Annotated in this window: 25 protein-coding genes; 15 read left to right on the forward strand and 10 right to left on the reverse strand. The window is 59.9% G+C overall.

The genetic code is table 11. The features are described from left to right. The first annotated feature begins 15 nt into the window (after positions 1 to 15). Positions 16 to 936 carry a LysR family transcriptional regulator gene (locus tag FMN63_RS17125; RefSeq protein ID WP_148585311.1) on the forward strand — a complete coding sequence of 307 codons (921 nt, stop codon included), beginning with the start codon at positions 16 to 18 and terminating at the stop codon, positions 934 to 936. A 31-nt stretch (positions 937 to 967) separates the two neighbouring features. Here FMN63_RS17125 and FMN63_RS17130 read toward each other — a convergent pair whose 3' ends face one another. Continuing rightward, positions 968 to 1,903: a LysR substrate-binding domain-containing protein gene (locus tag FMN63_RS17130; RefSeq protein WP_148585312.1), complete on the reverse strand. Its 936-nt coding sequence runs from the start codon at positions 1,901 to 1,903 to the stop codon at positions 968 to 970. A gap of 140 nt (positions 1,904 to 2,043) precedes the next feature. Here FMN63_RS17130 and FMN63_RS17135 point away from each other — a divergent pair, with 140 nt between their 5' ends. The 10 genes from FMN63_RS17135 to FMN63_RS17180 all read left to right on the forward strand — a co-directional run bounded on the left by FMN63_RS17135 (position 2,044) and on the right by FMN63_RS17180 (position 11,611). Next, the gene (locus tag FMN63_RS17135; protein WP_148585313.1) at positions 2,044 to 2,520 is read left to right on the forward strand and encodes a TRAP transporter small permease; all 477 of its coding nucleotides are present in this window, start codon (positions 2,044 to 2,046) and stop codon (positions 2,518 to 2,520) included. Next, a complete protein-coding gene (locus FMN63_RS17140) occupies positions 2,517 to 3,815 on the forward strand; it encodes a TRAP transporter large permease (RefSeq protein WP_148585314.1) in 1,299 nt (432 codons plus the stop codon). The genes FMN63_RS17135 and FMN63_RS17140 overlap by 4 nt, the downstream gene beginning before the upstream one ends. Positions 3,816 to 3,863: 48 nt before the next feature. Continuing rightward, positions 3,864 to 4,877 (forward strand): TRAP transporter substrate-binding protein DctP, encoded by a 1,014-nt coding sequence (gene dctP / locus FMN63_RS17145; RefSeq protein WP_209001156.1) that lies wholly within the window; start codon positions 3,864 to 3,866, stop codon positions 4,875 to 4,877. Between the two features lie 72 nt (positions 4,878 to 4,949). Further along, positions 4,950 to 6,050 carry an NAD(P)/FAD-dependent oxidoreductase gene (locus FMN63_RS17150; RefSeq protein WP_148585315.1) on the forward strand — a complete coding sequence of 367 codons (1,101 nt, stop codon included), beginning with the start codon at positions 4,950 to 4,952 and terminating at the stop codon, positions 6,048 to 6,050. Beyond that, on the forward strand, positions 6,025 to 6,330 hold the full coding sequence (locus FMN63_RS17155; RefSeq protein WP_353619224.1) for a (2Fe-2S)-binding protein: 306 nt from the start codon (positions 6,025 to 6,027) through the stop codon (positions 6,328 to 6,330). Before FMN63_RS17150 ends, FMN63_RS17155 begins: the two co-directional genes overlap by 26 nt. Then, positions 6,323 to 7,726: an FAD/NAD(P)-dependent oxidoreductase gene (locus FMN63_RS17160; RefSeq protein WP_148585317.1), complete on the forward strand. Its 1,404-nt coding sequence runs from the start codon at positions 6,323 to 6,325 to the stop codon at positions 7,724 to 7,726. Before FMN63_RS17155 ends, FMN63_RS17160 begins: the two co-directional genes overlap by 8 nt. Beyond that, positions 7,723 to 8,064, forward strand: a complete 342-nt coding sequence (locus tag FMN63_RS17165) for a RidA family protein (protein ID WP_148585318.1) — start codon at positions 7,723 to 7,725, stop codon at positions 8,062 to 8,064. Before FMN63_RS17160 ends, FMN63_RS17165 begins: the two co-directional genes overlap by 4 nt. Positions 8,065 to 8,457: 393 nt before the next feature. After that, positions 8,458 to 9,240, forward strand: a complete 783-nt coding sequence (locus FMN63_RS17170; protein ID WP_148585319.1) for a Stf0 family sulfotransferase — start codon at positions 8,458 to 8,460, stop codon at positions 9,238 to 9,240. Between the two features lie 127 nt (positions 9,241 to 9,367). Then, a complete protein-coding gene (locus FMN63_RS17175) occupies positions 9,368 to 10,672 on the forward strand; it encodes a mechanosensitive ion channel family protein (protein ID WP_148585320.1) in 1,305 nt (434 codons plus the stop codon). Between the two features lie 165 nt (positions 10,673 to 10,837). Next, entirely contained in the window at positions 10,838 to 11,611 is a 774-nt protein-coding gene (locus tag FMN63_RS17180; RefSeq protein WP_148585321.1) for a hypothetical protein, read from the forward strand. Between the two features lie 9 nt (positions 11,612 to 11,620). On the opposite strand, the gene uraH is transcribed toward FMN63_RS17180, so the two are convergent. Next, positions 11,621 to 11,974 (reverse strand): hydroxyisourate hydrolase, encoded by a 354-nt coding sequence (uraH, locus tag FMN63_RS17185; RefSeq protein ID WP_148585322.1) that lies wholly within the window; start codon positions 11,972 to 11,974, stop codon positions 11,621 to 11,623. 226 nt (positions 11,975 to 12,200) lie between these two features. Between uraH and puuE the strand changes: the two genes are divergently transcribed. The 3 genes from puuE to FMN63_RS17200 all read left to right on the forward strand — a co-directional run bounded on the left by puuE (position 12,201) and on the right by FMN63_RS17200 (position 15,598). After that, positions 12,201 to 13,595, forward strand: a complete 1,395-nt coding sequence (gene puuE, locus FMN63_RS17190; protein WP_209001215.1) for an allantoinase PuuE — start codon at positions 12,201 to 12,203, stop codon at positions 13,593 to 13,595. Beyond that, positions 13,592 to 14,089, forward strand: a complete 498-nt coding sequence (locus FMN63_RS17195) for an ureidoglycolate lyase (protein WP_148585324.1) — start codon at positions 13,592 to 13,594, stop codon at positions 14,087 to 14,089. The genes puuE and FMN63_RS17195 overlap by 4 nt, the downstream gene beginning before the upstream one ends. Positions 14,090 to 14,161: 72 nt before the next feature. Then, on the forward strand, positions 14,162 to 15,598 hold the full coding sequence (locus tag FMN63_RS17200; RefSeq protein WP_148585325.1) for a uracil-xanthine permease family protein: 1,437 nt from the start codon (positions 14,162 to 14,164) through the stop codon (positions 15,596 to 15,598). A gap of 399 nt (positions 15,599 to 15,997) precedes the next feature. Here FMN63_RS17200 and FMN63_RS17205 read toward each other — a convergent pair whose 3' ends face one another. The 5 genes from FMN63_RS17205 to bhcA form a co-directional block, all read right to left on the reverse strand. Continuing rightward, complete coding sequence (locus FMN63_RS17205; protein WP_148585326.1) at positions 15,998 to 16,981, reverse strand: type I glyceraldehyde-3-phosphate dehydrogenase; 984 nt, start codon at positions 16,979 to 16,981, stop codon at positions 15,998 to 16,000. 14 nt (positions 16,982 to 16,995) lie between these two features. Next, positions 16,996 to 17,961 carry an iminosuccinate reductase BhcD gene (gene bhcD / locus FMN63_RS17210; protein ID WP_148585327.1) on the reverse strand — a complete coding sequence of 322 codons (966 nt, stop codon included), beginning with the start codon at positions 17,959 to 17,961 and terminating at the stop codon, positions 16,996 to 16,998. A 326-nt stretch (positions 17,962 to 18,287) separates the two neighbouring features. After that, positions 18,288 to 19,451, reverse strand: coding sequence for a 3-hydroxy-D-aspartate aldolase BhcC (bhcC, locus tag FMN63_RS17215; protein ID WP_148585328.1), 1,164 nt, complete (start codon positions 19,449 to 19,451; stop codon positions 18,288 to 18,290). Between the two features lie 99 nt (positions 19,452 to 19,550). After that, positions 19,551 to 20,543 (reverse strand): beta-hydroxyaspartate dehydratase BhcB, encoded by a 993-nt coding sequence (bhcB, locus tag FMN63_RS17220; protein WP_162530060.1) that lies wholly within the window; start codon positions 20,541 to 20,543, stop codon positions 19,551 to 19,553. After that, entirely contained in the window at positions 20,540 to 21,730 is a 1,191-nt protein-coding gene (gene bhcA, locus FMN63_RS17225) for an L-aspartate--glyoxylate aminotransferase BhcA (RefSeq protein WP_148585329.1), read from the reverse strand. The genes bhcB and bhcA overlap by 4 nt, the downstream gene beginning before the upstream one ends. Positions 21,731 to 21,900: 170 nt before the next feature. Between bhcA and bhcR the strand changes: the two genes are divergently transcribed. Beyond that, the gene (gene bhcR / locus FMN63_RS17230; RefSeq protein ID WP_148585330.1) at positions 21,901 to 22,761 is read left to right on the forward strand and encodes an HTH-type transcriptional regulator BhcR; all 861 of its coding nucleotides are present in this window, start codon (positions 21,901 to 21,903) and stop codon (positions 22,759 to 22,761) included. 225 nt (positions 22,762 to 22,986) lie between these two features. On the opposite strand, the gene FMN63_RS17235 is transcribed toward bhcR, so the two are convergent. The 3 genes from FMN63_RS17235 to FMN63_RS17245 form a co-directional block, all read right to left on the reverse strand. Beyond that, the gene (locus FMN63_RS17235) at positions 22,987 to 23,835 is read right to left on the reverse strand and encodes a bifunctional allantoicase/(S)-ureidoglycine aminohydrolase (RefSeq protein WP_502706272.1); all 849 of its coding nucleotides are present in this window, start codon (positions 23,833 to 23,835) and stop codon (positions 22,987 to 22,989) included. 313 nt (positions 23,836 to 24,148) lie between these two features. Continuing rightward, positions 24,149 to 25,813 carry a thiamine pyrophosphate-binding protein gene (locus FMN63_RS17240; protein WP_148585332.1) on the reverse strand — a complete coding sequence of 555 codons (1,665 nt, stop codon included), beginning with the start codon at positions 25,811 to 25,813 and terminating at the stop codon, positions 24,149 to 24,151. Positions 25,814 to 26,081: 268 nt separating this feature from the next. Beyond that, entirely contained in the window at positions 26,082 to 26,462 is a 381-nt protein-coding gene (locus tag FMN63_RS17245) for a hypothetical protein (protein ID WP_148585333.1), read from the reverse strand. Positions 26,463 to 26,546 lie beyond the last annotated feature (84 nt).

Consider the following 26,546-nt stretch of genomic DNA (forward strand, 5'->3'; position numbering starts at 1 on the left):
CGGCTGGACATCCTCATGGCGTATCTGGAAAACATCCGAACCTTTCTGCGCGTTTACGAGCTGGGAAACATGTCCGCTGCCGCGCGTGACCTCAGGATCTCATCTGCTGTCGCGTCGTCGCGGGTGTCCCAACTGGAAGAGCATCTGAATGTTCGCCTGTTCCAGCGAACCACCCGTGCCCTCAGCCCGACAGAGCATGGCAACTTGTTCTATCGCGGTGCAACAAAAATCATCGAAGCCGTGGAAGAAGCCGAAGCGGAGATCAGCAACGTCACCCGTTCGCCGCGCGGCACGCTGTTCGTTGCCGCGCCCATCGGCATGGGACAACGTCTGATTGCACCGGCGATCCCGAAATTCAAGGAAGCCAACCCGCTGATCGACATTCGCCTGCGCCTGTCCGACCGCAAGGTCGACCTGACAGGCGAAGGTCTCGATGCCGCATTCTTCCTGGGGCTGCCGGAAGATTCCAACCTGAAGATTCGCAAGATCGCCGATTGCAGCCGCGTGCTGTGCGCCTCGCCGTCCTACGTTGCCCGCAAGGGCAGCCCGAAAACATGCGAGGAGCTTGCCGCCGGTCGCCATGACTGCCTCAACATGCGCTATCCCGGCGCGCCGGAATTCCAGTGGCCGCTGCAAACGGAAAACGGCGTCAAGCGCGTCGCGGTGTCCGGCCCGTTCGAATCCGATCATGGCGATGTACTGACGGGCTGGGCCCTGGAAGGCCACGGTATCGTGCTGAAGCCGGTGTTCGAAGTTGCCGATTATCTGGCGTCCGGCTCGCTGGTGCCGGTGCTGGAAGCCGAACCGCCCATTCCGGTTCAGATGGCCTGCCTCTATACCCACCGCCGCCACCAGGACCCGAAAGTGCGCCTGTTCCTGGATTTCATGGTGGCCCATATCCAGAAGTCACTGGCTGACATGGCCAGCGCCCATTGAGGGTTCGCTCTCTCACCTCTTTACCAAGACCTCAAGGAAGATCGCGGAGACCGGCGGCTCTCTCCACGAGTGCCTTGATCTCGGCGCGCAAAACCTCAGCAAAGCTTTCCACCAGCAGGGAAAGCGGCCGGTTGGCCGGGGTAAGCAGCGACATGTTGAGAAAGCACTCCGGCTTGAAAGGCCGGAAGACCAGGCTGTTCTGGGCGCCGAAACTTTCCTGGTGGCTGATCGCCGACAGTCCCTCGCAGATCGTGTAGCACAGACCTTCGGAAACCAGTTGCAGCGCGGGCAGGAACGTCCTGAGCTCGAAGCGCTTGTTGAGCCTTGCTCCCGCCTCATTGAAGGACTTGCGGGTCTGTTCGCTGATCGAGTGATCGTCAAACAGCATTGCCATCGGCTTGCCGTCAAGATCTGCGGGTGTGATGACGTTCATGCGGGCAAGCGGATCGTCCTTCGGCACGGCGCAGACCCCCGGCAAGGCAAAGACCTCCGAGATAATGGTTCGCCGCGGCTCCGGTGTTTCGGCAAAGCCGATATCGTATTGTTGGGAGGCGATCCAGTCGGTGACGACGGGCGATGAGCGCATCATCAGCGAGGCTTCGATATCGGGCTTGTCCCGCAGGAAGTTGGCCAGAACCCGGGGCATGAAGAAGCTGGAGGCGGCCGGGTTGCAGGCAATACGCAGCTTGCCCTTCTCCAGGTTGCCGATGTCCTGCAACGTGCGGGTGGAACGTGTCAGCCGTTCCAGCAGAAACTCCGCTTCCTCCAGAAAATAATGCGCTTCAGGCTTGGGCACGAGGCGGCCGCGTTCGCGCTCGAACAGCTGGAAGCCGACCTCCCGTTCCAACCCTGCGATCATGGCGCTGACGGCAGGCTGGGTTCGCCCCAGCGCACGCCCTGCTTCGGAGACGGATCCGGTGCGCATCACCTGCACGAAAGTCTGCAATTGGCGGAAGGAGAGGTTCATAACCAAACTATAAAGTCGCTCTATTAAAGTAGCAATATTTCGAATTTGCCTTTATGGATTAGCCAACTCCATACTCCCCCTCAAGACAGAGGGTGTTCGAGCGCCAAAAAAATAATGGCGCCAACAAAACGGGGGTGGTTTTGGAACGGTTCACGCAGTGCCTTTTGACGGCTCTGATCATGATCGTCGCGCTTGGCCAGTTTGTTCAGGTCGTCACGCGCTACGTGTTCCAGGTCCCGGTGATGGGGCTGGAAGAAACGATCATGTATCCGACGCTCTGGCTCTATATTTTCGGCGCGGTCAACGCCTCCCGGGAAAACAGCCACATCCGCGCCAACGTCCTTGAAATCTTCCTCAAGACAGACCGCCAGCACACCATTCTGGCCATTGTCGGCGAACTGATCAGCCTCGTTGTCGGCATCTGGCTGCTGACCTGGGCGTGGGACTATACCCGCTATGCCTGGCGGGTCTGGCGCGAGAGCCCGACCCTCTACATTCCGACCTTCTATGCAGATGTCGCGCTGGTCGTCGGGCTGGTGCTGATGATGGCCTACACGGTCACCTATCTGCTGATGCATGTCCGGAGCCTGCGGACGGCGGAAGGAGGCGCACGATGATCGAGATCGCGCTTCTGGCCATTCTTGTTCTGGTTATCACGCTGACCCTGGGCGTCCCGCTGCCCTGGTGCTTCGGTGCAGCGTTGATGGTCATGTATTTCATCGGCGACGTTACCATGAAAGGCATGGTGCTCTGGGGCTTCCAGCAGCTTGGCAACCCGGCGCTGCTTGCCATTCCCCTGTTCGTTCTGGCCGGCACCATCATGTCGGAAAGCGGAATAGCGGCGGCCTTGCTGCGGTTCGTCAATTCCTTCGTCGGTCATGTCCGTGGCGGTCTGGGTGTCGTCGCGGCGGTCAGCTGCGCCATCATCGGTGCTATTTCCGGTTCGGGCCTCACCGGTATTTCCGCCATCGGCCCGCTGCTGATCCCGGAAATGGAAAAACGCGGTTATCCGCGGGAATATGCCACCGCGCTGATCGCAAACTCGTCGATCCTCGGTCTGCTGATCCCGCCGTCCCTGAGCATGATCCTGTTCGGCTGGGTAACGGACACGTCGATCGCTGCCTGCTTTCTGGCGACCCTCGGCCCGGGCCTCCTGATCATGTTCAACTTTTCGGCCGTGAACCTCTGGATGGCGCGCAAGTTCAACCTGGTTCTGGACGAAAAGCCGACTGCGCGAGAATTCACCGCCGATATCACGAAACGCGGCATCTATGCCTTTCCGGCCCTGTTGATGCCGGTGATGATCCTTGGCGGCATCTACGGCGGCATCATGACACCGACCGAATCCGCCGCTCTTGCCGTCATCTACGCAATCCCGGTCGGCTTCCTGATTTACAAGGGCCTGCGTCTCGACAACTTCCTCTTTGCCGGCAAGGAAGCCGCGACGGCCGTTGGCGCGATCATGCTGATGATCCTGTTTTCCATGATCCTGGGGCAGATGTTCGTCTATGAGGGCGTGCCGCAGAAACTGGTCAGCGTCATCTTCGGCATCACCGAGAACAAGATCGTTCTGCTGATCCTGATCAACATAATGCTGTTCCTGATCGGCATGGTCGTCAACGATGCCACCGCAATCATCCTGGTGGCGCCGCTTCTGCTGCCGCTGATGCAGGCACTCGATATCAGCCCGGTCCAGTTCGCCGCGATCATGGGCGTCAACACCGCCATGGGCGGGGTCACACCACCTTATGCATCGATCCTCTATCTGGGCGCACGCATCGGCAAGGTGAAGGTCACCAAGGTCATTCCGCCGGCCATGCTCCTGGTGCTGACGGGATATGTGCCGGTGGTCTTCCTGACCTCCTTCTGGCCGGACCTTTCACTCTACCTGCCGCGTCTCTTTGGTTATTGAGCCGGCTCATAAACACAGAATCGAACCGACTTACTTGGGAGGACAAACATGAAAACCACGGGGAACACCAACATGAAGAAGTTTCTGACCGCGACCGCCGTCGCAACACTGATCGGTCTTTCCGGCGCTGCCCAGGCGGCCGATTTCAAGATGAGTCACGTCCGCCCGCAAGGCGCGACCATCGACGTTGAACTGAAGGCCTATGCCGAAGCCGTGAAGGAAGCCACCGGCGGCGACGTCAATATCGAGATCTACGCCGCCTCGGCACTGGGTGACTACACCACCGTGCAGGAACGTGTGTCCGTTGGCGCCATTGAAATGGCAACCCAGCCGGCAGCAACCGGTACGGACCGGCGGATGCAGATCGCTTCTGTGCCGTTCCTTGCCTCCAACTGGGAAGAGGCACGCAAGATCTATGGCCCCGGCGGTGTGCTGCACGAGACCATGGCCGAGCTGTTCTCCAAGCAGGACATCACCATGCTGGCGGCTTACCCGGTCTATTTTGGCGGCATTTCCCTGAACCGCGACGCTGTCACGCCCGGCACCACCGAGCCGAAAGGCATCAAGGTGCGCGTGCCCGCTATCAAGAGCTTCCAGCTCACCGGTGAAGCGCTCGGCTATATTCCGGCACCGATCCCCTTCTCCGAAGCCTTCACGGCGATCCAGGTAGGTGTGGTCGACGGTGTCATCGGCTCTGGTGCAGAGGGCTACTATGCGTCGTTCCGCGATGTCACCAAGTCCTACATTCCGGCCAACACCCATTTCGAGGTCTGGTTCATGATCATTTCCAACGAAGCTTTGTCGGGCCTCGATGAGGACGATCAGACAGCTTTGAAAAAGGCTGCTGAAGACTTCGAAGCCGCCCGCTGGGTCGTGGCCGAGGAAGACCAGGGCAAGTGGGAACAGCGTCTTTCAGATGAGCTCGGTGCGACGGTCGTTGAACTCACCGACGAACAGCTTGCCGGCATGGCCACCAAGGTGCGTGAAACGGTATGGCCGGAGCTTCTCAATGACGTCGGTCAGGAGTGGGGCCAGTCGATCCTCGACAAGGCTTTGAACTGAATGCTGTGAACTGAACAAGGCTCTGCCGGGCGGCCTGCGCCGCCCGGTTATCGATCAAATTCGGGAAATATCATGGAATCGGACTACGCCATCATCGGTGGAGGCGTCGTGGGGCTTTCCGTTGCCTGGGGTCTGCTCCAGCGCGGCAGGTCGGTCACCGTTCTTGACGGTGACGACGGCAGTTTTCGCGCCAGCCGCGGTAATTTCGGCCTTGTCTGGGTGCAATCCAAGGGCATGAAACAGCCCGCCTATGCCCGCTGGTCACAACGGTCTGCGGCTGCCTGGGCGGACTTCACCGCCACCTTGCAAGATGCTACCGGTTTTGACGCGGCGCTGGAACAGAACGGCGGTTACGACTTCCATTTCTCGGACGAGACACTTGCCAAGACCGTCGCCCAATATGAAATCCTGAGGGAAAAGCTGGGCGGTGATTACCCTTATGAAATTCTGGGGCACAACGAGCTGCGCCGGGAAGAACCCGAGATCGGACCGAAGGTGGCCGGGGCCATTCTTCATCATCAGGACGGGCACGCCAATCCGCTGAAGCTGCTGCGAGGCCTTGCCGCCGGTGTACGCGGCAAGGGCGGAACCGTGCTGAACGGCAAGACTGTGGACACGGTCACGCGGGACAGCTCTTTCAGGATCCGCTGCAGCGATGGCACCGTTGTCGAAGCGAACAAGCTGGTGCTGGCTGCCGGTCTCGGTTCGGCTGCACTCGGCCCGAAACTCGGCTTCAAGGCACCTATCCGGCCGCAGCGCGGTCAGGTTTTGATTACGGAAAAACTGCCCAAAATCCTCAACCGGCCATCCCTGATCGCACGCCAGGTCGATGACGGTGGCATACAGATCGGCGCGACAAACGAAGAAGTCGGCTTCAATGACAAGGTCACCGCCAAGGGGCTCGCCGGTCTCGCTGCCGAAGCGATCGCCGCCTATCCCATTCTGGCCAAGGCTCAACTGGTGCGCAGCTGGGGTGCCTTACGCGTTCTCTCGCCTGACGGCCTGCCGATTTATCAGGAAAGTCCGGAGATGCCGGGCGCTTTCCTCGTGACCTGCCACAGCGGCATTACCCTGGCCGCCGCACATGCATCCTTCCTGCCCGACTGGCTGGAAAAGACCGACACAGCGCCAGACCTGGAGGTGTTCAGTGAAGACCGCTTCGCCCTTTCGTGAACTGGAAACAGATGTTCCTCGCGTCCGCGTTCGCTTCGCCGGCAAGGACCTGATGTTGCGCGATGGCGGCAATCTGGCGGCCGAGCTTCTGGCGGCCGGCGTCCTGTCCTTCCGTCAGACGCCCGTATCCGGAGCAGAGCGCGGACCGTTCTGCATGATGGGCGCCTGCTTCGATTGCCTTGTCGAAATCGACGGTGTCACCCGTCAGGCCTGTATGAGCGAGGTGACCGCCGGCATGGATATCGGCATGCCGGGAACCGAAGGAGACGTCGATGCTTGAAGCAGACCTTCTTGTTCTCGGCGCGGGTCCGGCAGGAATGGCGGCAGCCAGAACAGCGGCAGACGCGGGACTTTCCGTTCTGCTTCTGGACGAGCAGGCCCGGCCCGGTGGACAGATCTACCGCGACGTCGGAAACGTGCCAGAAGACCGGGCACAAATTCTCGGCAGCGATTACACCAAGGGACGCGTGCTTGCAGAGGCGCTCGACCATCCGATGATCCGGCATCTGACAGGCACCACCATCTGGCAGATCGAAGCAGGTCCGCGCGTCTCCTTTACCCGTGACGGCGCAGCTTCCTCCGCAAAAGCCAAGCGCCTGCTGATTGCCACCGGCGCGCTGGAGCGGCCGATGCCAGTCCCGGGCTGGACCCTGCCGGGCGTGATGACCGCGGGTGCGGCACAGATCCTGTTGAAACAATCCGGCCTCATGTGCGAACGGGCGGTTCTGGCCGGAAGTGGTCCCCTACTTTATCTGATCGCCGCCCAGATGTGCCGGGCAGGTACGCCACCACTGGCCCTGGTGGAAACACAGACATTCGCCGACAGGCAGGCCGCGCTTCGGCATTTGACCGGTGCGCTGCGCGGCTGGCGGCTGGTTGCCAAGGGGTTGGGTCTGCTAGCCGAAATCCGCAAGGCAGGCGTTCCCCGCTACACCGGCGCATCGGCAATTGCCATTGAAGGCAAGGTGCAGGCCGAAACGATAAGCTTCACATCGGGAGGCAAACGCCACAATCTGGAGTGTGCAACGGTGCTGCTGCATCATGGTGTGGTTCCCAACACCCAGGCTGCACGCTCCATCGATGTGCCGCATCACTGGAACGAAGTTCAGCAATGCTTCGTGCCAGAAAAGGACGGCTGGGGCCGCACGCAGCTTCCGGACGTCTTCATTGCCGGTGATGGCGCAGGTATTGGCGGTGCAACAGCTGCGCAGCTTCAGGGCAGGCTGGCCGCACTGGAAATTGCTTGCGATCTCGGCAAAACCACGCCGGCAGATCGTGACCGGAACGCCGCCCCACTGAAACGGCAAATGGAAACCGAACTGGCCGCCCGGCCATTCATAGACAAGGCCTATCCGGCATTCCGCGAAGCCTTGCTGCCTGCCGATGACACAATCGTCTGCCGCTGTGAAGAAGTCACGGCAGGCGATATTCGCCGCTATGCCGGTCTGGGCTGCCTTGGACCCAACCAGACCAAAGCTTTCGGACGGCCCGGCATGGGCCCGTGCCAGGGCCGCTATTGCGGCCTGACGGTCACGAACCTTCTTGCGGACGAAAGCCGCCGTTCACAGGACGACACCGGCTATTACCGCATCCGGCCCCCTCTGAAACCGGTCACACTCGGTGAACTGGCGGCCATGACAGACCTAGAAACCGACGAACAGGAACCCGTCACATGATAGATCGCATCGAAACCGGGCCCCGCATGAGCAAGATCGTCAAGCACAACGGCGTTGCCTATTTGTGCGGACAGGTGGGCGATGGCGCGAGCGTAACCGACCAGACCCGGGATTGCCTGTCGCGCATCGACGCTTTGCTGGAAAAGGCCGGGTCCTCACGCAAGAACATTCTGCAAGCCATCGTCTGGCTGTCGGACATGAGCGACTTCGCCGAAATGAACTCCGTCTGGGACGCATGGGTACCCGAAGGACATGCCCCCGCACGCGCCTGCGGAGAATCCAAACTTGCCCGGGAGGAGCTGAAGGTCGAAATCATTATCACCGCCGCCTGTGACTGATGGCGGTCTGATAGTCTTCGTCAAGTCTCTTTCGAGACATTATTCAGCAAGATCCCGGAACAAACTTACGCTGGCGCTACTCCCTCTGACGTCCCCCGGGTGGGCAACGCAATACTCCGGGGGCCGCTCATTTCCAGATCATCGAAGTTGTTCTCAACACATCCTCTTCGACAGACTGTCCGGCCCGTCTGCAACTGAACTCCAAGTCCTGACCGGAAACGGTGAACGTACTCACAGCCCCATCACCCTCATTCCGAGGAAGCGCGCAGGGTGTTGCTCGCCAGACACCCCTTGATCAAAATCCGTCGCAAATTCAAGCCTATGTCTGGCGCAATCCCCTCGCTTTGCTTCAGGTGTCTTGCTCCTGTCACCGATCGCTGAGAGGAAGATCCCATGCCTGACTATTCTTCCTATATCCTGTGCACCTCTCCCAGAAGCGGCAGCACGCTCTTGTGCAAACTTCTGTCGGCAACGGGCGTTGCCGGGCACCCGAAGTCCTATTTTCACGAGCCGTCTCTGAAAGCGTGGAGCGAAGGCCTTGGTGTTTCGACAGCGCCGGACGTGCCCGACGTGGAGCTCCGGCACCGGATATTTGCTGCGGCACTCGAAAAAGGCACAGGCGACACCGGCCTCTTCGGAATGCGGCTACAGCGGCACAGCTTCGATTTCTTCATGAAACAGCTTGGCTGCCTTTGTCCGAACGCCCCCAGCGATTTGGCGCGTCTTGAAGCTGTCTTCGGCAAAATGCTGTTCATTCACCTGACCCGGCCAGACAAAGTCGAACAGGCGGTCTCTTTCGTTCGGGCCGAGCAATCCGGCCTCTGGCACAAGGCTCCGGACGGCACCGAACTGGAGCGTTTGTCGGAACCGCGCGAAGCGCACTACGACGCTGCCGAGATCCGCGCCTGTTACGACCGCTTCACGCGGTTTGACAGTGACTGGCAGGCCTGGTTTGAAAGTCAGCGCATTTCCCCGCTGAAGATCACCTATGACGCCCTTTCGGCAGACCCGCAGGGCACCTTGCGCCATGTCCTCCAGCGCCTCGGCCTGGAAGAGAGCGCCGCAGATGGTATCGTGCCAGGTGTTGCCAAACTGGCAGATGCCACCAGTGCCGACTGGGTGTCGCGCTTCAGGTCGGAGTCAGGTGCTCAACACAAGCAAGCGCCGTCTGGGTGAACCGGCCGGGGCACGGCACCGTATTCTCTGCTGAAGACAAGGGGTTTTTACACTCGCCTTGGCCACGTGCCGTTAATGCTGTTAAGCTCTTGATGCTTCAACTGGAAACAGACGGACGCCTTGGTTCATGGATCTCCAAAGTTTCATTGCTGAACTTCACTCCTGGGGCATGCTGGCGCTCAGCTATCTGACAGCCCCCTGGTTTGCCTATCAGCTTGCCATCATCGCGGTTCTGTTCGGACTGGCCAAGCTGCTGAGCCTTCGCGTCGAACCCAGGCTTGAAGCCCGCGCTCGCGAGATCAAGGGACATCCCGGCCTGCTGCGCGTGGTGGTGGCTTTGTTGCGGCGAACCGAGTGGGTGCTTTTCAGCTTGTTCCTATTCATTGCCCTGACCGTGATGCGCGCCGTCACGTGGCCGAGCCGCAGCCATTTCATAGCTATTGCGCTCTCCCTGTCGCTCGCCTGGCTGTTTGTTGCCGTTCTTTCAAGGGTTATCCGCAACCGGCTGGTGGCCAGAACGCTCAGCTGGCTCGCCTGGATCTATGTTGCGCTGGTCATTCTGGGCTTTGACGACGAGGCCGGGAATTTTCTGGACAGCATGGCCCTGCCCCTCGGGGAAATGCGGCTGTCGCTGCTGCTGATCCTCAAGGCGGTGCTGCTTCTGATCGCGACCATCTGGGTCGCCGTCATTATCGGGCGCTATTTCGATGAGCAGGTTCAAAAGTCGGACGAGCTGACACCGTCGATCCGCGTGCTGATCGGCAAGATCGCAAAGTTCGGGCTGATCCTGGTAGCCGGTACAATCGCTCTGTCGTCGGTCGGGATCGATCTGTCAGCCTTCACCGTCTTCACCGGAGCAGTTGGCCTGGGGCTCGGTTTCGGCCTGCAGAAGGTCATTTCCAACTTCATTTCCGGCATCATCATCCTGCTCGACAAGTCGATCAAACCGGGTGACACGATCTCGCTGGAAGGCACCTTCGGCTGGATCCGTGAACTGCGCGCCCGCTTCGTATCCGTTGTCACGCGGGACGGACGCGAATATCTGATCCCGAACGAAGATTTCATCACAAACAAGGTGGTCAACTGGTCCTTCAGCGACAAGCTTGTCCGCCTCGATGTCGATTTCGGTGTTTCCTACGATGCTGACCCGCATCTCGTCTCGAAGCTGGCAATCGAGGCAACAATGTCGGTCGACCGGGTTGAGCGCACCCGGCAACCGGTCTGCTGGCTGACAGGCTTCGGCGACAGTTCCCTCGACTTCGTCTTGCGCTTCTGGATCCACGACCCGCAACAGGGCCTGACCAACGTGCGCGGCAAGGTGCTGCTGGCGCTCTGGGACACCTTCAAGGAAAACAACGTCAATATCCCGTATCCGCATCGGGAGATTATCATGAAGAAGGATGTGAGACCGTCGGGCTGGCATGAAGACTGAAAGTCATTGCCAAGTCAAAGTTCATCAAAACTAAGCGGAGTATAGCGACCTTTTCGGCGTTAAAGGTCAAAAGTAATGTGGTCGCATTTCCCTCTGCGAGATCGAAATTATATGATAGTTTTCTGAACTATATTCTATTCAAAGTTGTTGAATGGGGTGACATCCTTGGAAAATGACGCATTCTATCAATACCTTAAACTCATCATGGATTATTTTCCCATCTGGTTTATTGCGCTTGCGGCCTTTGTCGTCTGGCTCGTGCGAAATCCGCATTACCTAACGACACTTTCAAAACATGTCAGCTCTGCCAAGATCGGTGACCTCGAGGTTCAGTTTCGAGAAGTCAAAGAAGAGATCAAAGCTGCTAGGCAGCAAGTTGAAGAACTTCAGAACGATGTTCTGAACCAGAATGCCGCGCGCCTTGAACAAATACTGGAAGGTTTTGACACACACGCGAGCATCAGGGACCTCGCGGACACCCGCGAAGCGATCAAGGCCATCGCCCCGGACCTTGATGATTTGTCTTTTGTTGAAGAGGCTCTCAGAAACTACAAAAATCCGAAAGAGCTATATGCGGCCGCAGAGATTGCTCGTGCCCGGCGCTCGCCTGCATTGTTCGATGACATTGTGGTGTGTCTCGACGAAGTTGCACGCGCTCCCGACTTAAAGGGAATTCGGCTCTACACAGTCTGGACTTTGACCAAGGCTCTACACATGACACTCGTTGCAGATATCAAGCATTCCCCGCGTCCGGTTTTGACCAGGAAACAACTTTTGGCAGCTGACGAAATGCTCAACCGTCTGATTGCAAATGATCGCGTGCAACTCGACCGGACAGATGACCCTACAAAAGGTGTTCAGGGACCTGCAAAATGGTCAAAAGACTGGATAGCCAAGGGGCTAGCTCGTCTGAACTCCCAGCAGGCAGGTCCTGTTTGATGTTCCTCTTCAACTTCCCCGATAGGTCGAATAGCTGAACGGCGAGACCAGCAGCGGCACGTGGTAGTGGGCCTCCTCCGACATGCCGAACCGCAGGGGCACCTCGTCGAGGAATTTCGGCTCCGGCAGCTTGATTCCTGCGGTGTCGAAATAGGCACCGACATGGAACACCAGCTCGTAGGTTCCGGTCTTGAATTCGTCTTTCGGCAGGATCGGGCTATCGGTGCGGCCGTCGTCGTTTGTTTCCAGGCTGCGGATCAAGGTCCGGCTGCCACCCTCGATTGCATAAAGATCAATCTTGATGCCTTTTCCAGGGCAGCCCTGGGCCGTATCGAGCACGTGGGTTGTCAGGTATCCGGCCATCTCGGCGTCCTCCAAATGTCAGTTTGCATGCATGATGCTGTGGGCCTTAATTGAAGGGCACCCATGGTTCACAGGAAGCACTTTCTAAAAAGACGAGAAAGTCATGTCCATTATTCTGTTTTATAAGAAGACAACATGCCAGCCCTTGAATAAGGCATAGTCTTTGCTTGGTTCAAAATCCGTTGGTATCACGAGGAGGTCCGTCTTGAATCGCTATTCCCGGAACATGCGTGGCTATGGTCAGAACCCGCCGGATCCAAAGTGGCCGGGCGGGGCCAGGGTTGCTGTCCAGTTCGTGTTGAATTACGAGGAAGGCGGCGAGAATTGCGTGTTGCATGGCGATGCGGCGTCCGAGGCGTTCCTGTCCGATATTACAGGTGCGGCTCAGTGGCAGGGCATGCGTCACTGGAACATGGAATCCATCTATGAATACGGCGCGCGCGCTGGTTTCTGGCGCCTGCACCGGCTGTTTACACGGGCCGGTATTCCGCTGACCATCTATGGTGTCGCCTCTGCCTTGTCCCGCAGTCCGGAACAGGTTCAGGCCATGAAGGACGCCGGCTGGGAAATCGCCAGCCATGGCCTCAAGTGGGTCGAGCACAAGGATATGCCCGAGGCAGAAGAGCGCGCAGCCATAGCCGAGGCCATCCGCCTGCATACGGAAGTGGTCGGCAGCCGCCCGCTTGGCTGGTACACCGGCCGCTGCTCGGACAACACCGTGCGCCTCGTCGCCGAGGAAGGCGGTTTTGCCTATATTTCAGACACCTATGACGACGATCTGCCCTATTGGCTGGATGCCGACGGCCGCGATCAGCTGATCATTCCCTATACGCTGGAAGCCAACGACATGCGCTTCGCGACGTCGCCGGGATGGACCGATGGTGAGGATTTCTTCCTCTATCTGAAGAACGCGTTCGACACACTCTATGAGGAAGGCGCAACGGACACGCCAAAGATGATGTCCATCGGTCTGCATTGCCGTCTGGTCGGTCGTCCGGGCAAGATCATGGCGCTGAAGAAATTCATCGATCATATCCAGGCCCATGAAGACGTCTGGTGCCCGCGCCGCATCGAGATCGCGGATCATTGGGCCAAGACCCACCCGCCGAAAAAGGGACTTCGCCCCAGCCGGATGGACAAGGCCGAGTTCGTCGAAACCTTCGGCGGCATCTTCGAACATTCCCCCTGGATTGCAGAGCGCGCCTTCGACCTGGAACTGGGCCCGGCGCACGATTGCGCAGCCGGTGTTCACAACGCGCTGTGCCGCATGTTCCGGTCCGCCAGCGAGGAAGAGCGCCTCGGCGTTCTGACCGCCCACCCGGACCTTGCCGGAAAGCTGGCCCAGGCCGGCCGCCTGACGGCGGAAAGCACCAACGAGCAGGCCAGTGCCGGTCTCGACATGCTGACGGACGAGGAATGCGAGAGCTTCACCCGGCTGAACAACACCTATGTCGAGAAGCACGGTTTCCCGTTCATCATCGCGGTGCGCGATCATGACAAGGCCTCTATCATGGCGGCTTTCCAGCGCCGGATCGACAATGATCGGGCGACGGAATTCGGAGAAGCCTGCCGCCAGGTGGAGCGGATTGCCCAGTTCCGGCTCAAGGATCTTTTCCAGTGAGCCGTGTTCTTGCCCCCTCGCCCCTGACCGCAGAGGCCTTTGCCCCCTACGGCGATGTCCTCGAAGTGGCGGGCGCGCCTGACAAGATCATCAATCAGGGCATGTGCGGTCGGCATCACGACCGGGCAAAGCTCGACTTCGGTACCGGCCGGGCAGGCATCAGCCTGTTCGATGCCAAGGCCCGGTCGTTTCCCCATGTCGTCGACATGGTCGAGCGTCACCCGGAAGGCAGTCAGGCTTTCATTCCACTGGACGGAGTGCCGATGCTGGTCATCGTCGCGGACGACGACAACGGCCAACCGGTCAACCTGAAGGCATTCATCAGCCAGCCGGGACAGGCGATCAACCTGTATCGCGGCACGTGGCACGGCGTTTTGGCGCCACTTGGGCAAGCGGGCCGCTACGCGGTCGTGGACCGCATCGGGGACGGAACCAATCTGGAGGAACACTGGTTTCCCGACCCTTGGACAGTGGAGGCCGACAACAAGGAATAGGCCTCCCTTTCAGAATGATTCCTGCCCGATCAACGAGGCAGCGACGTTCGCACGACCTTCAGAGGAGCAGAAATGTCTAATTCGTCGATCGGATCTCCGGCGCAGCTCCGGGATCCCAATTACACGCCACCGCTCTACAAGGCGATCCCGCTCGGCATCCAGCATGTCCTGGCCATGTTCGTCTCCAACGTGACACCCGCCATCATCGTGGCCGGTGCAGCCGGCTTCGGCTTCGGGTCCAATTCACCCGACTTTCCCGAACTGCTTTATCTCATCCAGATGTCCATGGTCTTCGCCGGGGTCGCGACCCTATTGCAGACGATCACCCTCGGCCCGGTCGGTGCGGCGCTGCCCATCGTTCAGGGCACGTCCTTCGCCTTCCTGCCGATCATGATCCCGCTCGTTGCCGGCAAGGGTGTCGACGGTCTCGCGGCCCTGTTCGGCGGTGTGATCATCGGCGGCTTCTTCCATGCCTGCCTGGGGTTGATCATCGGCAAGATCCGCTTTGCCCTGCCCCCACTGGTCACCGGCCTTGTGGTGACCATGATCGGTCTGGCTCTGGTACAGGTCGGCATCCAGTATGCCGCAGGCGGTGTTCCGGCCATCGGCACACCGGAATACGGTTCGCTGCTGAACTGGTCCGCGGCCCTGCTGGTGATCGTGGTAACGCTCGGGCTGAAGTTCTTCGGCAAGGGCATGATGTCGGTCTCCGCGGTTCTGATCGGCCTGATCGCCGGTTACATCTTCGCGCTGGCCACCGGCATGCTGACGTTCGAAGCCGTCTCCACTTCCTGGGACCGTGCGGCCGTCTTTGCCCTGCCGCAGCCGTTCAAATACGGCTTTGAATTCTCGTTTGCAGCCGTGCTCGGCTTTTGTCTGATGGCCTTCGTCTCGGCGGTGGAAACCGTGGGCGACGTCTCCGGCATCACCAAGGGCGGAGCAGGACGTGAAGCCACCGACAAGGAAATCGCCGGCGCGACCTTCGCCGACGGTTTTGGCACGGCCATCGCCGGTTTCTTCGGCGGCTTCCCGAACACATCCTTCAGCCAGAACGTCGGCCTCATCGCCATGACCGGTGTCATGAGCCGTCATGTGGTGACCATCGGCGCGATCTTCCTGATCGTCTGTGGCCTGATCCCGAAGGTCGGCGCGGTCATTCGCACGGTTCCGATCGAGGTTCTCGGCGGCGGTGTCATCGTGATGTTCGGCATGGTTGTTGCCGCCGGTATCTCGATGCTGTCGGACGTCAACTGGAACCGGCGCAACATGGTGATCTTCGCCATCTCGCTGTCCATCGGTCTCGGCCTGCAACTGGAGCCAGGCGCTCTCCAGCACATGCCGGACACCGCGCGCATCCTTCTGACCAGCGGCCTGCTGCCGGCAGCCCTGATCGCGATCGTCCTCAACCTGGTGCTGCCGGAAGAACTCTCCGACGAATCCACCGAGGAGGTTTCCGGAGGTCTGTCCGGTCACGGCAAGGGATCCCTGCCGAAGGAAGAAGGCGCGTAAGGGCAAGTGTCACAAGAACATGAGAAAGGGCCGCGCAAGCGGCCCTTTTTTGTGACCTCTTGCACGTCATAACGGACGCGGCGCAGCTAAAAGCCGAGGTCTGTCGATGTGCAACGTAAAAAACCCCAATCCTGTGCCTCCCCGATCCCGGCTCGCACTTCGTTTGGCCGGGATGACGATGGAGGGGGTTGCCGGGAAGAATTTCAGGCGCTTCAGCCATTAGAAATTTCCCCCTCAGTCATTCCGGACAAGGGAGGCGCAGCCGGATGCAGATCCGGAATCCAGACATATTTCGCGCTGAAAGCGCGTCAAATTCGTCTTCTGAGGTGTTCGCGACGCTCAGGCTGAGGCACTGATCCGGAACGACGGTCGAGGGAGAGTTGTTGGCCCTTCCGCGTCCTACCGCTCCGCCATCAGCCGTGCCATGTCGATCATGCGGGCGGAGAAACCCCATTCGTTGTCGTACCAGCCGAAGATACGCACCTGATGGTCATTGGCCTCGAGCGTTTCGGGCAGGTGAATGACGAGGGATTCCGGCCGCGCACGCATGTCTGTGGACACCACATGGTCCTGCACGAAGCCGATTACCGGATTGCCGGAAAAGATCTCGAGCAGCTTGTCATTGAAGGGAGCCTTTACGGGCTGTGTCAGCGTCACCGTCAGATCGACGGCGGACACGCTGATCGCGGGCACCCGGACGGCGGCCCCGCTGATCTTGCCCTCAAGCTGCGGCAACACCTTGCCGACCAGCTTGGTAGCGCTGGTGGTGGTCGGCACCATGGAAACGCCGCCTGCGCGGCTGCGTTCCAGTGGTCCGCGCGGGGCATCCACCATCGGCTGGCTGCCGGTGTAGCAGTGGATGGTGGTCATGTGCCCACTCTTGATGCCGATGGCATCATCGAGGCCACGCAGCAAAGGCGCCAGCGCGTTGGTGGTGCAGGAGCCGTTGGAAACGATGCGGTGCTCGCCAAGCTGATCTTCGTTGGCGCCAAGCACCAGGGTGATGTCGGCGGCCTTGGAAGGCCCGGAAACCAGCACATTGGCCGCACCGGCCTTCAGGCCCCGTTCGGCGATTTCGCGCGTGTCGGCCTTGCCGGTGCATTCCAGCACAACGTCGACATTTGAAAGATCGAGGCGGGAGAGATCGGGTTCAGCGGAGAAAGCGATCTCGCGACCGTCCACGGTCAAGGAGCCCTCGCCCGCTGTCACGTCGCCCGGCCAGGGACCGAACACGCTGTCATACTTGAAGAGATAGGCACAGGTTTCCAGCGGTGCGATATCGTTGATCCCCACCACCTCGATCCGTTCCGTTTCCGGAAGTTTCAACACTTGACGCAAGAGGGTCCGACCGATCCGGCCGAACCCGTTGATCACAATCCGCATTGTCTACGGTCCGTCTAGAAATCCACTTCGATCGCGACGCCCTTCCGGATTGCCAGATCGACCGCGGCAGACGCCACGGCAAGGTCCTGAAGGCCGACGCCAGTCCCGTCGAAAAGCGTAATATCGCTCTGCGAGGTCCTGCCCGGATGATTACCATTAATGACCGCGCCGATCTCAATTATATTGTCCTCAGAGACAATTCCGCTTGCCACGGCATGCTGGCATTCGCCAATGGACGCCGACTGAGCAACTTCATCCGTGAAGAGTTTTGCCTTGGCAACAAGCGCAACATCGGCCTCCTGTTTGCCCTTGGTATCCGTCCCCATGCAGGCAATATGCGTGCCCGGCGTGACGTGCTCTTCCATCAGGATCGGATCGAAGCTGGAGGTGATCGAGATGATCACATCGGCTTCCGCACCCAACCTCGCCAGATCGACGGATTCGTAAGGCAGGCCAAGCTCGTTCGCGGTCTCCTCCAGGCGCACCAGCATCTCCGGATGCAGGTTCCAGCCGAGCACCTTTTCGAAGGTGCGCTGTTCGGCAGCGGCTCGCATCTGAAAAGCCGACTGATGGCCGGCCCCGATCATGCCGAGCACCTTGGCGTCCTTGCGTGCCAGATGCTTTATGGACACCGCGGACGCTGCCGCAGTGCGCAGGGCGGTCAGCAGATTGCCGCCGACAACAGCCTTTGCCTTGCCAGTGTCCGCATCCAACAGGAACACCGTCGACTGGTGATTGGTCAGGCCCTTTGCCATGTTGCCCGGCCAGTAGCCGCCGGACTTCAGGCCAAGTGCCAGCGACGATCTGTCGAAGCCGGATTTAAAGCCATAAAGCGCGTCGGCATGGCCGATGGCCTCACGGATAACCGGAAAATTATAAGCTGCTCCGCTCGCCATGGCGGCAAAGACGCTTTCGACAGCGTCAAAGGACTCCTGGCGGCCGATCAGGCCGGCGATTTCCTTTTCAGGAACGATGATCATATGTGTCTCCAGCAAAACATCTTCTTCACCCCCGACCTCATCCTGAGGAGGTGCGAAGCGCCGTCTCGAAGGATGGGCGGCTCGCTCGGAGTATTTGGCCCATCCTTCGAGACGGACCTGAGGTCCTCCTCAGGATGAGGATGTGGTTGGTTCTAGGCGCTGCAAACGCCTCCCCTTCCATCGTCATCCCGGATGCAGCGTAGTGGAGATCCGGGACCGGGGAGCCGGGATGTATCAGGTTAATCCCGAAGACAATGAGGCTCTCCGATCCCGGCTCGCACTGCGCCTGGCCGGGATGACGATGGGGAAGTTCCGGATGGTGGCCCTCAATAAGCCTTGCCACGCGCCGAGACCGGCCAGACCGTCTCGACCTTGCCGCCCCGCACGCCGACATACCAGTCGTGGACGTTGGCCGTCGGGTCGCAGTGGCCTGGCACCAGCTTCAGCTTCTCGCCGACCTTCAGGACGCCCTTCGGGTCGGCGATGACGCCGTGTTCGTCCGAGCATTTGACATAGTCGACATCATTGCGGCCGTAGATGAACGGCAGGCCGCTGTCGACGGACTGTGCCTTCAGACCCGCATCGCAGATCGCCTTGTCGGCTTTCGCATGGCTCATGACCTGGGTCAGGATGAAGAAGGCGTTTTCCCATTCACCCTGGTCAATGCGCTTACCGTCCTTATCGAGAATACGGCCGTAGTCCGCATCCATGAAGGCGTAGGACCCGCATTGCAGCTCGTTGTAGACGCCGGAATTGGATTCAAAATAATAGGAACCCGTGCCGCCGCCGGAAACGAGCTCCGGCTCCAGGCCTTCCTTCTTCAGCGCCTCGACAGCGTCCTTGACCATGGCAATGGCAATGTCGAGCTTTTCCTTGCGGGCTTCAAAGCTGTCGATGTGCTGCATGGCGCCCTGATAGGCCTGGATACCGGTGAACTTCAGATTGCTTGCCGCATCAACGGCCTTGGCGATTTCGACGACGGCGTCACTCGTGGTCACGCCGCAGCGCCCTGCGCCGCAATCAATCTCGATGAAGACTTCCAACGTCGTGCCGTGTTTGACGGCAGCTTCCGACAGGTCGGCAACGTTAGCCAGATCGTCGACACAGACGATGGTACGGCAGCCGAATTTCGGCAGCCGGGCCAACCGGTCGATCTTGACCTTGTCGCGCACCTGGTTGGAGACAAGGATGTCCTTGATACCACCTCGGGCGAAGACCTCGGCTTCCGAAACTTTCTGACAACACACGCCAACAGCACCGCCGAGGCGTTCCTGCAACTTGGCGATATCCACCGACTTGTGCATCTTTCCATGCACCCGGTGGCGCATGCCGTGGGCCTTGGCGTAGTCGCCCATCTTCTTGATGTTGCGTTCCAACGCATCGAGATCGAGCACCAGGCAAGGCGTCTGGATATCGGCCTCATCCATGCCCGGAAGGGCCGGAATGTCATAGCCGACTTCGAGTTTTTCAAATCCGGTTTGTGCGTTCATTTTGTACCTCTCCAAGTGGCTCAGACGTTCCAGATCAACCTGCTTTCGGATTTCATCCGAATGCTGAAAAATTGATCGTTTTTAAAGCGATGGAGCATCCTAGCTGCGGTCCTCAGAACGCAGGATGCTCCAGGGCAGCTTGCCGAGATCGACATTGCCACCGGTGATGATGACGCCGACGCGTTTGCCCGCGAAGACGTCCCTGTTCTTCAGGATGGTTGCCAGTGGCACGGCGGAAGAAGGTTCCATGACAATCTTCATCCGCGCCCAGATCAGGCGCATGGCATCGATGATTTCCTGTTCCGACGCCGTCAGGATGTCTGTGACGTGGTGGGAGACGAAGTGCCAGGTCAGCTCCTTGAGCGGCACTTTCAATCCGTCGGCGACCGTGTTCGGTGCATCATCGGCAATGATGTGACCGGCCTTGAAGCTGCGGGCGGCATCGTCCGCCTGCTCCGGTTCTGCGGCGTAGATCTTTACCTCGGGCGCCAGGTTCGACAGGGTCAGGCAGGTGCCGGAGACCATGCCACCGCCGCCAATCGGGGCTATCACAACGTCGAGGCCGTCGGTCTGTTCCAGCAATTCCTTGGAACAGGTGCCCTGCCCTGCGATAACACGCGGGTCATTGTAGGGGTGAACGAATTCCGCACCAGTTCGGGCTTCGACCTCGGCAAAGACCGCTTCGCGGCTGGAGGTGGAGGGGTCGCACTCGGTGATGATGCCACCGTACCCGCGCACCGCATCCTTCTTGGCCTGTGGCGCCGTTCGCGGCATGACCACATGGCAGGGAATCCCCCGCCGGCCTGCGGCATAGGATAGGCTAAGCGCGTGGTTGCCGGAGGAATGGGTGGCGACACCGGCCTTCGCGGTTTCAGGGTCCAGACCGAAGACGGCATTGGACGCACCGCGCACCTTGAACGCGCCCGCCTTCTGGAAATTCTCGCATTTGAAGAACAGCTCCGCGCCGGTCAGTTCGTTCAGAAACGATGAGGTCAGAACCGGCGTGCGGTGGATGTACGGCTTGATGCGCTCATGAGCGACGAGCATGTCCTCAAGCGTTGGGATGTACTGAGTCAGGGCGTCGGTTTTCATGCGGCTTCCTTTGAGGCAATGGCAATGTCGCTGCGATAGACTTCCTGGGCTGCGGCAACACCGGAGCCGAGTTTGATGTTGAGGCCGAGATCGGCCATGGCCATTTCCGCGGTGGCGAGGCCCGACAGCATCATGACGTCGGTCAGGCTGCCCAGATGGCCGATGCGGAACACCTTGCCCGCAACCTCTCCAAGGCCGACACCGAAGGCGACGCCGTATTTCGCGGCGGCGTGGGTGACCAAGTCGTTGGCGTTGAAGCCCTCTGGTGTGCGGATCGCGCTGACAGAGTCCGAATAGACGTCCGGTGTCCGGGCACAAAGCTCAAGGCCCCAGGCCCTGACTGCGGCACGTACGCCTTCGGCAATGCGGTGATGGCGCGCAAAGACGTTCTCAAGCCCTTCTGCCAGCAGCATGTCGCAGCTCTGCTTCAGACCGTTCATCAGGCCGACGGCCGGCGTATAGGGATAGGCATTCGACGCGTAGGCCTTCATCATGTCGCGCACATCGAAGAAGGTCCGCGGTAGCCGGGCGCTTTCAACCTCGGCCTGCGCTTTGGGCGAAAGGGCGATGATGGCGAGGCCCGGCGGCAGCATGAAGCCTTTCTGGGAGCCGGTGACGGCAGCATCAACACCCCATTCGTCCATGCGAAAGTCCATCGATGCGATCGAGCTGACGCCGTCGACGAACAAAAGGGCCGGATGTTTTGCGGCATTCAGCGCGCGGCGCACCGCGGCAATGTCGGATTTGACGCCGGTCGCGGTTTCGTTGTGCGTTGCCAGAACCGCCTTTATCTCGTGGTTTGTGTCCGCCGTGAGGATTTCCTCGTAGCAGTCCGCAGGCAATCCCGTGCCCCAGGGTGCCTCGACCACCTCAACCTTCAGACCGTGGCGCTGGCACATGTCGATCCAGCGATGGCTGAACATGCCGTTGCGGGCGGCCAGGATCTTGTCGCCCCGGCTTAGTGTGTTGCTGATGGCGGTTTCCCAGCCGCCGGTGCCGGTCGACGGAAACAGGAAAACCTCGGCGAGTTCCGTCTTCAGCACCTTTTTGACGCCGGCAAGCGCAGGCTGCAGGATCTCACCGAACAGCGGTGAGCGGTGGTCCAAGGCCGGCATGTCGCAGGCTCTGCGGAGCGCCTCCGGCATGTTGGTGGGGCCGGGAATGAAAACAGGGTTTTGGAAGCTCATGGCCGTTTCCTCTTATGAATTTTGAGAAACGGTACCGCGCAGGGGCAAAGGCTCGCAATTTTTTTAAAATATTTTTTCAAAAATGGATTTTACGGAAAGTATCATTATTGTCAGTATGTTATATTTTTCATATGATGAATTGATTTTTCAAATCATGAGAACATGAGCTGATGACAAACCAGAAATCCGACAGTGCCGCCACACGACGGGCCCGGGGGCGGCCACGGGCTTGGGACGACAAGACCGAGCAGAACACCATCAAGTCGCTCGACCGGGCCATGGCTGTGTTCGAGTATCTGAGTACCCAGTCCGGCGTTTCGCTGTCCGCCCTTTCGGAGCAGCTCGGCGAATCCACGGCAACGCTCTACCGCATCCTGTTCACGCTGGAGACGCGCGGCCTGGTGGAGTTCGACCAGGCGCAGCAGCTCTGGCACATCGGCCCGGGTGCCTTCATCATTGGCGCACGATTTTTGAGGCGCACCAGTCTGGTGGAGCGAGCCCGTCCGATCCTGCGGTCCCTGATGGAACAGACGGGGGAAACGGCCAATCTGGGGGTGGCACAGGCAGACCAGGTGCTGTTCGTCAGCCAGGTGGAAACCCACGAAAGCATTCGCGCGTTCTTCCCGCCCGGCACATTATCTCCGCTACATGCCTCCGGCATCGGAAAGGCGCTGCTGGCCTTCATGGACGAGGATCAATGCAAGCGCATCCTGAAGCAGACCGACCGGGAGCGTTTCACCGAGCACACGCTGTGCGATGCGGATCTTCTGGCTGCTGACCTGGAAGCGATCCGGGCGCGCGGGTTTTCGATCGATGGGGAGGAGAAGAACCTCGGCATGCGCTGCATCGCGGCGCCCGTGTTCAATCATTATGGAGAAGCTGTCGCCGGGCTTTCCGTCTCCGGCCCGACCAGCCGTGTCAGCCCGGAAAGGATCGCCCCCATTGCCGACGCGGTGAAGTCGGCAGCCGCCGCATTGACCACCGCCCTCGGCGGCGAAGTCCCTTCGGCGCAAAGGAAGACTGTCAAATGAGAACGTGTTCTCTACTTTCGACGTTACGAAGAGACGGCCTCTTCCACCTTCACCCTCATCCTGAGGAGCTGCGACAGCAGCGTCTCGAAGGATGGGCGGCACATTCCTGAACAAGCGGCCCATCCTTCGAGACGGACCTGCCGGTCTTCCTCAGGATGAGGGAGTGGCAAGGAGAAGCTTTTCTCTTTGCTCCGCAGCGCCGCTGAATGACAGCCGGTCGCCCGCCTAGAAACGGCCTGCCGGCTGCAGCTTCATGTGGCGGTTGACGTCCTTGTAAAGCAGATAGCGAAACGGGCCCGGACCGCCGGCATAGCAGGCCTGCGGGCAGAAGGCGCGCAGCCACATGTAATCGCCGGCCTCGACCTCGACCCAGTCCTGATTGAGGCGATAGACCGCCTTGCCTTCCAGAACATAAAGCCCGTGTTCCATCACATGGGTTTCGGCAAAGGGAATGACCGCGCCCGGCTGAAAGGTGACGATGTTAACATGCATGTCGTGACGCACGTCTTCCGGGTCGACAAAACGGGTCGTTGCCCATTTGCCGTCGGTACCGGGCATGGCGCGCGGTTCTATATCGTTTTCGTGGGTGACGAAAAGCGTCGGCCGCTCAAGACCTTCCACGGGCTCGAACGACTTGCGGACCCAGTGGAACCGTACTGGCTCACTGCTTGTGTTCTTCAGGCTCCAGTCGGTTTGAGGCGGCAGGAAAGCGTAGCTTCCGGGCTTCAGGTCGTAGCGCTGGCCCTCGGCTGTCAGGACGGCCTCTCCCTCGACAACGAAAAGAACACCTTCGGCTGACGGGTCGGTCTCCGGCCGGTCGGACCCACCACCCGGCGACACTTCGACGATGTATTGCGAGAAGGTTTCAGCGAAGCCGGACAGGGGCCGCGACAGCACCCACAGGCGGGTCTTCTCCCAAAAGGGCAGACAGCTCGTGACGATGTCACGCATGGTGCCTTTCGGGATGACCGCATAGGCATCGGTAAAGACGGCCCGGTCGGTCAGGAGGGTTTCCTGACCGGGGTGACCGCCGGTCGGCGCATAGTAGGTTCTCGGGGGCTTGGACTGGGGCACGGCCAACCTTCTTTTTCAACAAAACCAGTTGCCGCAAACTATGGCCTGCCTTGCGAAGCCGGACCACGGGGCATGTCCGAAGAGCACCTATCGGAAAAACAAGATAATCGTCGCTTGATTTTCTTAGTCTTCAAATCAATCCAGCGCAGAGCCAATGGCAGGGCGTGACAGTCCGTTGCCGCACTGGTGAAGGCGTGGCTGGTCTCGCTGATTTCCGTGAAATCCGCGCTCGGCCGAAGACTCGTCTGCCGTCCAGCAGGTTCCGGCCGTGTCCTGAGGTCACAGACCGGAACGACTGCTTGAGGCTGGATCTTTATTTGCCCTGCGCCGCGGCCCGGATCTGACTGAGGCTTGCAGCCGGGGTGATGGCTTCCGGATCGAGCTTCAGATGCAGGAGCGCAGGTGTGCCGGCTTTGCGGGCACGTTCGTATGCGGGCCCAAAAGCCTCGGTGCTTTCGACGGTCTCGCCGAAGGCGCCGTAGCTGCGGGCAAGCGCCGCGAAATCCGGGTTGACCAGTCTGGTTGCCGACGGACGGCCCGGATAGGTGCGTTCCTGATGCATGCGGATGGTGCCGTACATGCCGTTGTCGATCACCAGAACGATTATATTTGCGCCGCCCTGACAGGCAGTGCCGAATTCCTGCATGGTCATCTGCAGGCAGCCGTCGCCGGCAAAACAGACAACTTCTCGCTCCGGAAAGGCAAGCTTGGCGGCAACGGCGGCGGGCAAGCCGTAGCCCATGGAACCGCTCGTCGGGGCTGCCTGGGTGGCGTAGCGGCGGAAGCGGTGGAAACGGTGCAGCCAGGTGGCGTAATTGCCGGCGCCATTGGTGCAGACAGTATCTTCCGGCAGATTTGCTTCCAGCCAGTCCATGACACCTGACATCTGGAGGTTGCCGGGCACCTGCGGCCGGGCTCCGGACCAATCGAGATAGTCCTGATGGGCCTTGGCCGCTTCGCCGGCGCCTTTCAGCTCTGCCGGCGGCTGAAGGCCTTCGGCCGCCTTGCAGAAGGCTGTCGGGGTGGCATGAATGGCCTGCGACGGTCGGTAAACCCGGCCGAGTTCTTCCGCATCGGGATGAATATGCACCAGTTGCTGCGCGGGAGAGGGAATATCGAGCAGCGAATAGGACTGGCTCGGCATTTCGGACAAGCGGCCGCCGACCAGCAGGATCAGGTCCGAAGCTTTGACCCGGGCCAGCAATTTCGGATTGATGCCGATGCCGACATCGCCGGCGTAATTCGGATGCAAATTGTCGAACAGCATCTGACGGCGGAACGAACAGGCGACCGGCAGATCGAACCGTTCGGCAAAGCGGGTGAAGGCAGCGACAGCCTCTTCCGACCAGCGGCTGCCGCCCAGAATGGCGATCGGCCGCTCAGCCGCCCAAAGGCGCTTCTGCAGTTCGGCCATCTGGGTGAGGCCGGGATGTGTTTCGATCTGGGTCCACGCAGCCGGCTGCGCGGCAGCGGCTTTTTCAACCAGCATGTCTTCCGGCAGGGCCAGAACGACCGGGCCCGGACGGCCGGAAGTGGCAACGTGATAGGCACGCGAAATGAACTCCGGCACGCGGTCCGCGTGATCGATCTCGGCCACCCATTTGGCGATGCCACCAAACATCTGGCGGTAGTCCACCTCCTGGAAGGCCTCACGCTCGCGCATGCCGCGTTCGATCTGGCCGATGAACAGGATCATCGGCGTTGAATCCTGCGCGGCCACATGCACACCTGCCGACGCATTGGTAGCGCCTGGACCTCGGGTCACCATGCAGATGCCCGGTTTTCCGGTCAGCTTGCCCCAGGCGTCGGCCATCATGGCGGCGCCACCTTCCTGGCGGCAGACCGTGACCGGGATCGAGGCATCGTAAAGCGCGTCAAGTACGGCCAGATAACTTTCGCCGGGCACACAGAACACACGCTCTGCGCCGTGACGCTCCAGCGCCTCCACCAACAATTCGCCGCCGGTCTTCTGGTCCATGTTCCGGGTCCTTACGAAAAAGAAGTTCTGTTCATTCTATAGCGTATGAAAATCCACCCCGTTAGAGGCGAAAATCAGATTAATTGGCAATGGGGTCATTCCGTTCTGGAAGGATGTCCCCTCCCAAATTTCCAGCGCCGCCATTCCGGACAAGTGAGGCAAGGCCGGGAGCCGATTCGGAATGACAACAGCCAAAGAAAAAGGGGCACCGTTTTCCCGGCGCCCCTGCCCCCATTCTTTTTTGTCACTTGATTATGGGAAGCTGATTTCAGACCGGCTGAACCGTCACCACCTGGAAGGTGTGCATCTCACCGTCCTCGTCCTTGATCGAAACATATTCGCCCGGGTTGAAGGCATGCGCGCCGAAACGGTAGCCCGCCTCGTCGTCATCCTCGCCATCAATGTCGTAATGGAAAGCCCAGGATCCGCCCGGGCGATGGATGAGATGCCCGACTTCCTCTTCCTCGGTGCCCCAGAAACGCCGAACACGGCAATGGTCGCGCTCCTTCTTCCAAAGGCCGGCGTCGATATGGCCGCTCTCGTCAAGCGGAGCGGTGAATTCGTAACCGTGGTTCGCCGAACCTTGCGGAAATTCCTGTGTTCTGGCCAGGTTCAACCTGATCCTTTTCAAAGACGGATAGTCGCTCATGGGGCCCTCCTTTACTGACATTCCGGTTTATTTGTGCCACATCCGGGTTACCTCACATTGAGAAGGATCAAACCCGGCGGGGTG

The sequence above is a fragment of the Stappia sp. BW2 genome (assembly GCF_008107695.1).
Lineage (GTDB): Bacteria > Pseudomonadota > Alphaproteobacteria > Rhizobiales > Stappiaceae > Roseibium.

What these genes read in the sequence shown, in the direction of transcription:
- FMN63_RS17125 (WP_148585311.1), top strand. Translation starts at nt 16, where the DNA reads ATGGCGTATCTGGAAAACATCCGAACCTTTCTGCGCGTTTACGAGCTG.
- FMN63_RS17130 (WP_148585312.1), bottom strand. Translation starts at nt 1,903, where the DNA reads ATGAACCTCTCCTTCCGCCAATTGCAGACTTTCGTGCAGGTGATGCGC.
- FMN63_RS17140 (WP_148585314.1), top strand. Translation starts at nt 2,517, where the DNA reads ATGATCGAGATCGCGCTTCTGGCCATTCTTGTTCTGGTTATCACGCTG.
- dctP (WP_209001156.1), top strand. Translation starts at nt 3,864, where the DNA reads ATGAAAACCACGGGGAACACCAACATGAAGAAGTTTCTGACCGCGACC.
- FMN63_RS17150 (WP_148585315.1), top strand. Translation starts at nt 4,950, where the DNA reads ATGGAATCGGACTACGCCATCATCGGTGGAGGCGTCGTGGGGCTTTCC.
- FMN63_RS17160 (WP_148585317.1), top strand. Translation starts at nt 6,323, where the DNA reads ATGCTTGAAGCAGACCTTCTTGTTCTCGGCGCGGGTCCGGCAGGAATG.
- FMN63_RS17165 (WP_148585318.1), top strand. Translation starts at nt 7,723, where the DNA reads ATGATAGATCGCATCGAAACCGGGCCCCGCATGAGCAAGATCGTCAAG.
- FMN63_RS17170 (WP_148585319.1), top strand. Translation starts at nt 8,458, where the DNA reads ATGCCTGACTATTCTTCCTATATCCTGTGCACCTCTCCCAGAAGCGGC.
- FMN63_RS17175 (WP_148585320.1), top strand. Translation starts at nt 9,368, where the DNA reads ATGGATCTCCAAAGTTTCATTGCTGAACTTCACTCCTGGGGCATGCTG.
- uraH (WP_148585322.1), bottom strand. Translation starts at nt 11,974, where the DNA reads ATGGCCGGATACCTGACAACCCACGTGCTCGATACGGCCCAGGGCTGC.
- puuE (WP_209001215.1), top strand. Translation starts at nt 12,201, where the DNA reads ATGCGTGGCTATGGTCAGAACCCGCCGGATCCAAAGTGGCCGGGCGGG.
- FMN63_RS17200 (WP_148585325.1), top strand. Translation starts at nt 14,162, where the DNA reads ATGTCTAATTCGTCGATCGGATCTCCGGCGCAGCTCCGGGATCCCAAT.
- FMN63_RS17205 (WP_148585326.1), bottom strand. Translation starts at nt 16,981, where the DNA reads ATGCGGATTGTGATCAACGGGTTCGGCCGGATCGGTCGGACCCTCTTG.
- bhcD (WP_148585327.1), bottom strand. Translation starts at nt 17,961, where the DNA reads ATGATCATCGTTCCTGAAAAGGAAATCGCCGGCCTGATCGGCCGCCAG.
- bhcC (WP_148585328.1), bottom strand. Translation starts at nt 19,451, where the DNA reads ATGAACGCACAAACCGGATTTGAAAAACTCGAAGTCGGCTATGACATT.
- bhcB (WP_162530060.1), bottom strand. Translation starts at nt 20,543, where the DNA reads ATGAAAACCGACGCCCTGACTCAGTACATCCCAACGCTTGAGGACATG.
- bhcA (WP_148585329.1), bottom strand. Translation starts at nt 21,730, where the DNA reads ATGAGCTTCCAAAACCCTGTTTTCATTCCCGGCCCCACCAACATGCCG.
- bhcR (WP_148585330.1), top strand. Translation starts at nt 21,901, where the DNA reads ATGACAAACCAGAAATCCGACAGTGCCGCCACACGACGGGCCCGGGGG.
- FMN63_RS17240 (WP_148585332.1), bottom strand. Translation starts at nt 25,813, where the DNA reads ATGGACCAGAAGACCGGCGGCGAATTGTTGGTGGAGGCGCTGGAGCGT.
- FMN63_RS17245 (WP_148585333.1), bottom strand. Translation starts at nt 26,462, where the DNA reads ATGAGCGACTATCCGTCTTTGAAAAGGATCAGGTTGAACCTGGCCAGA.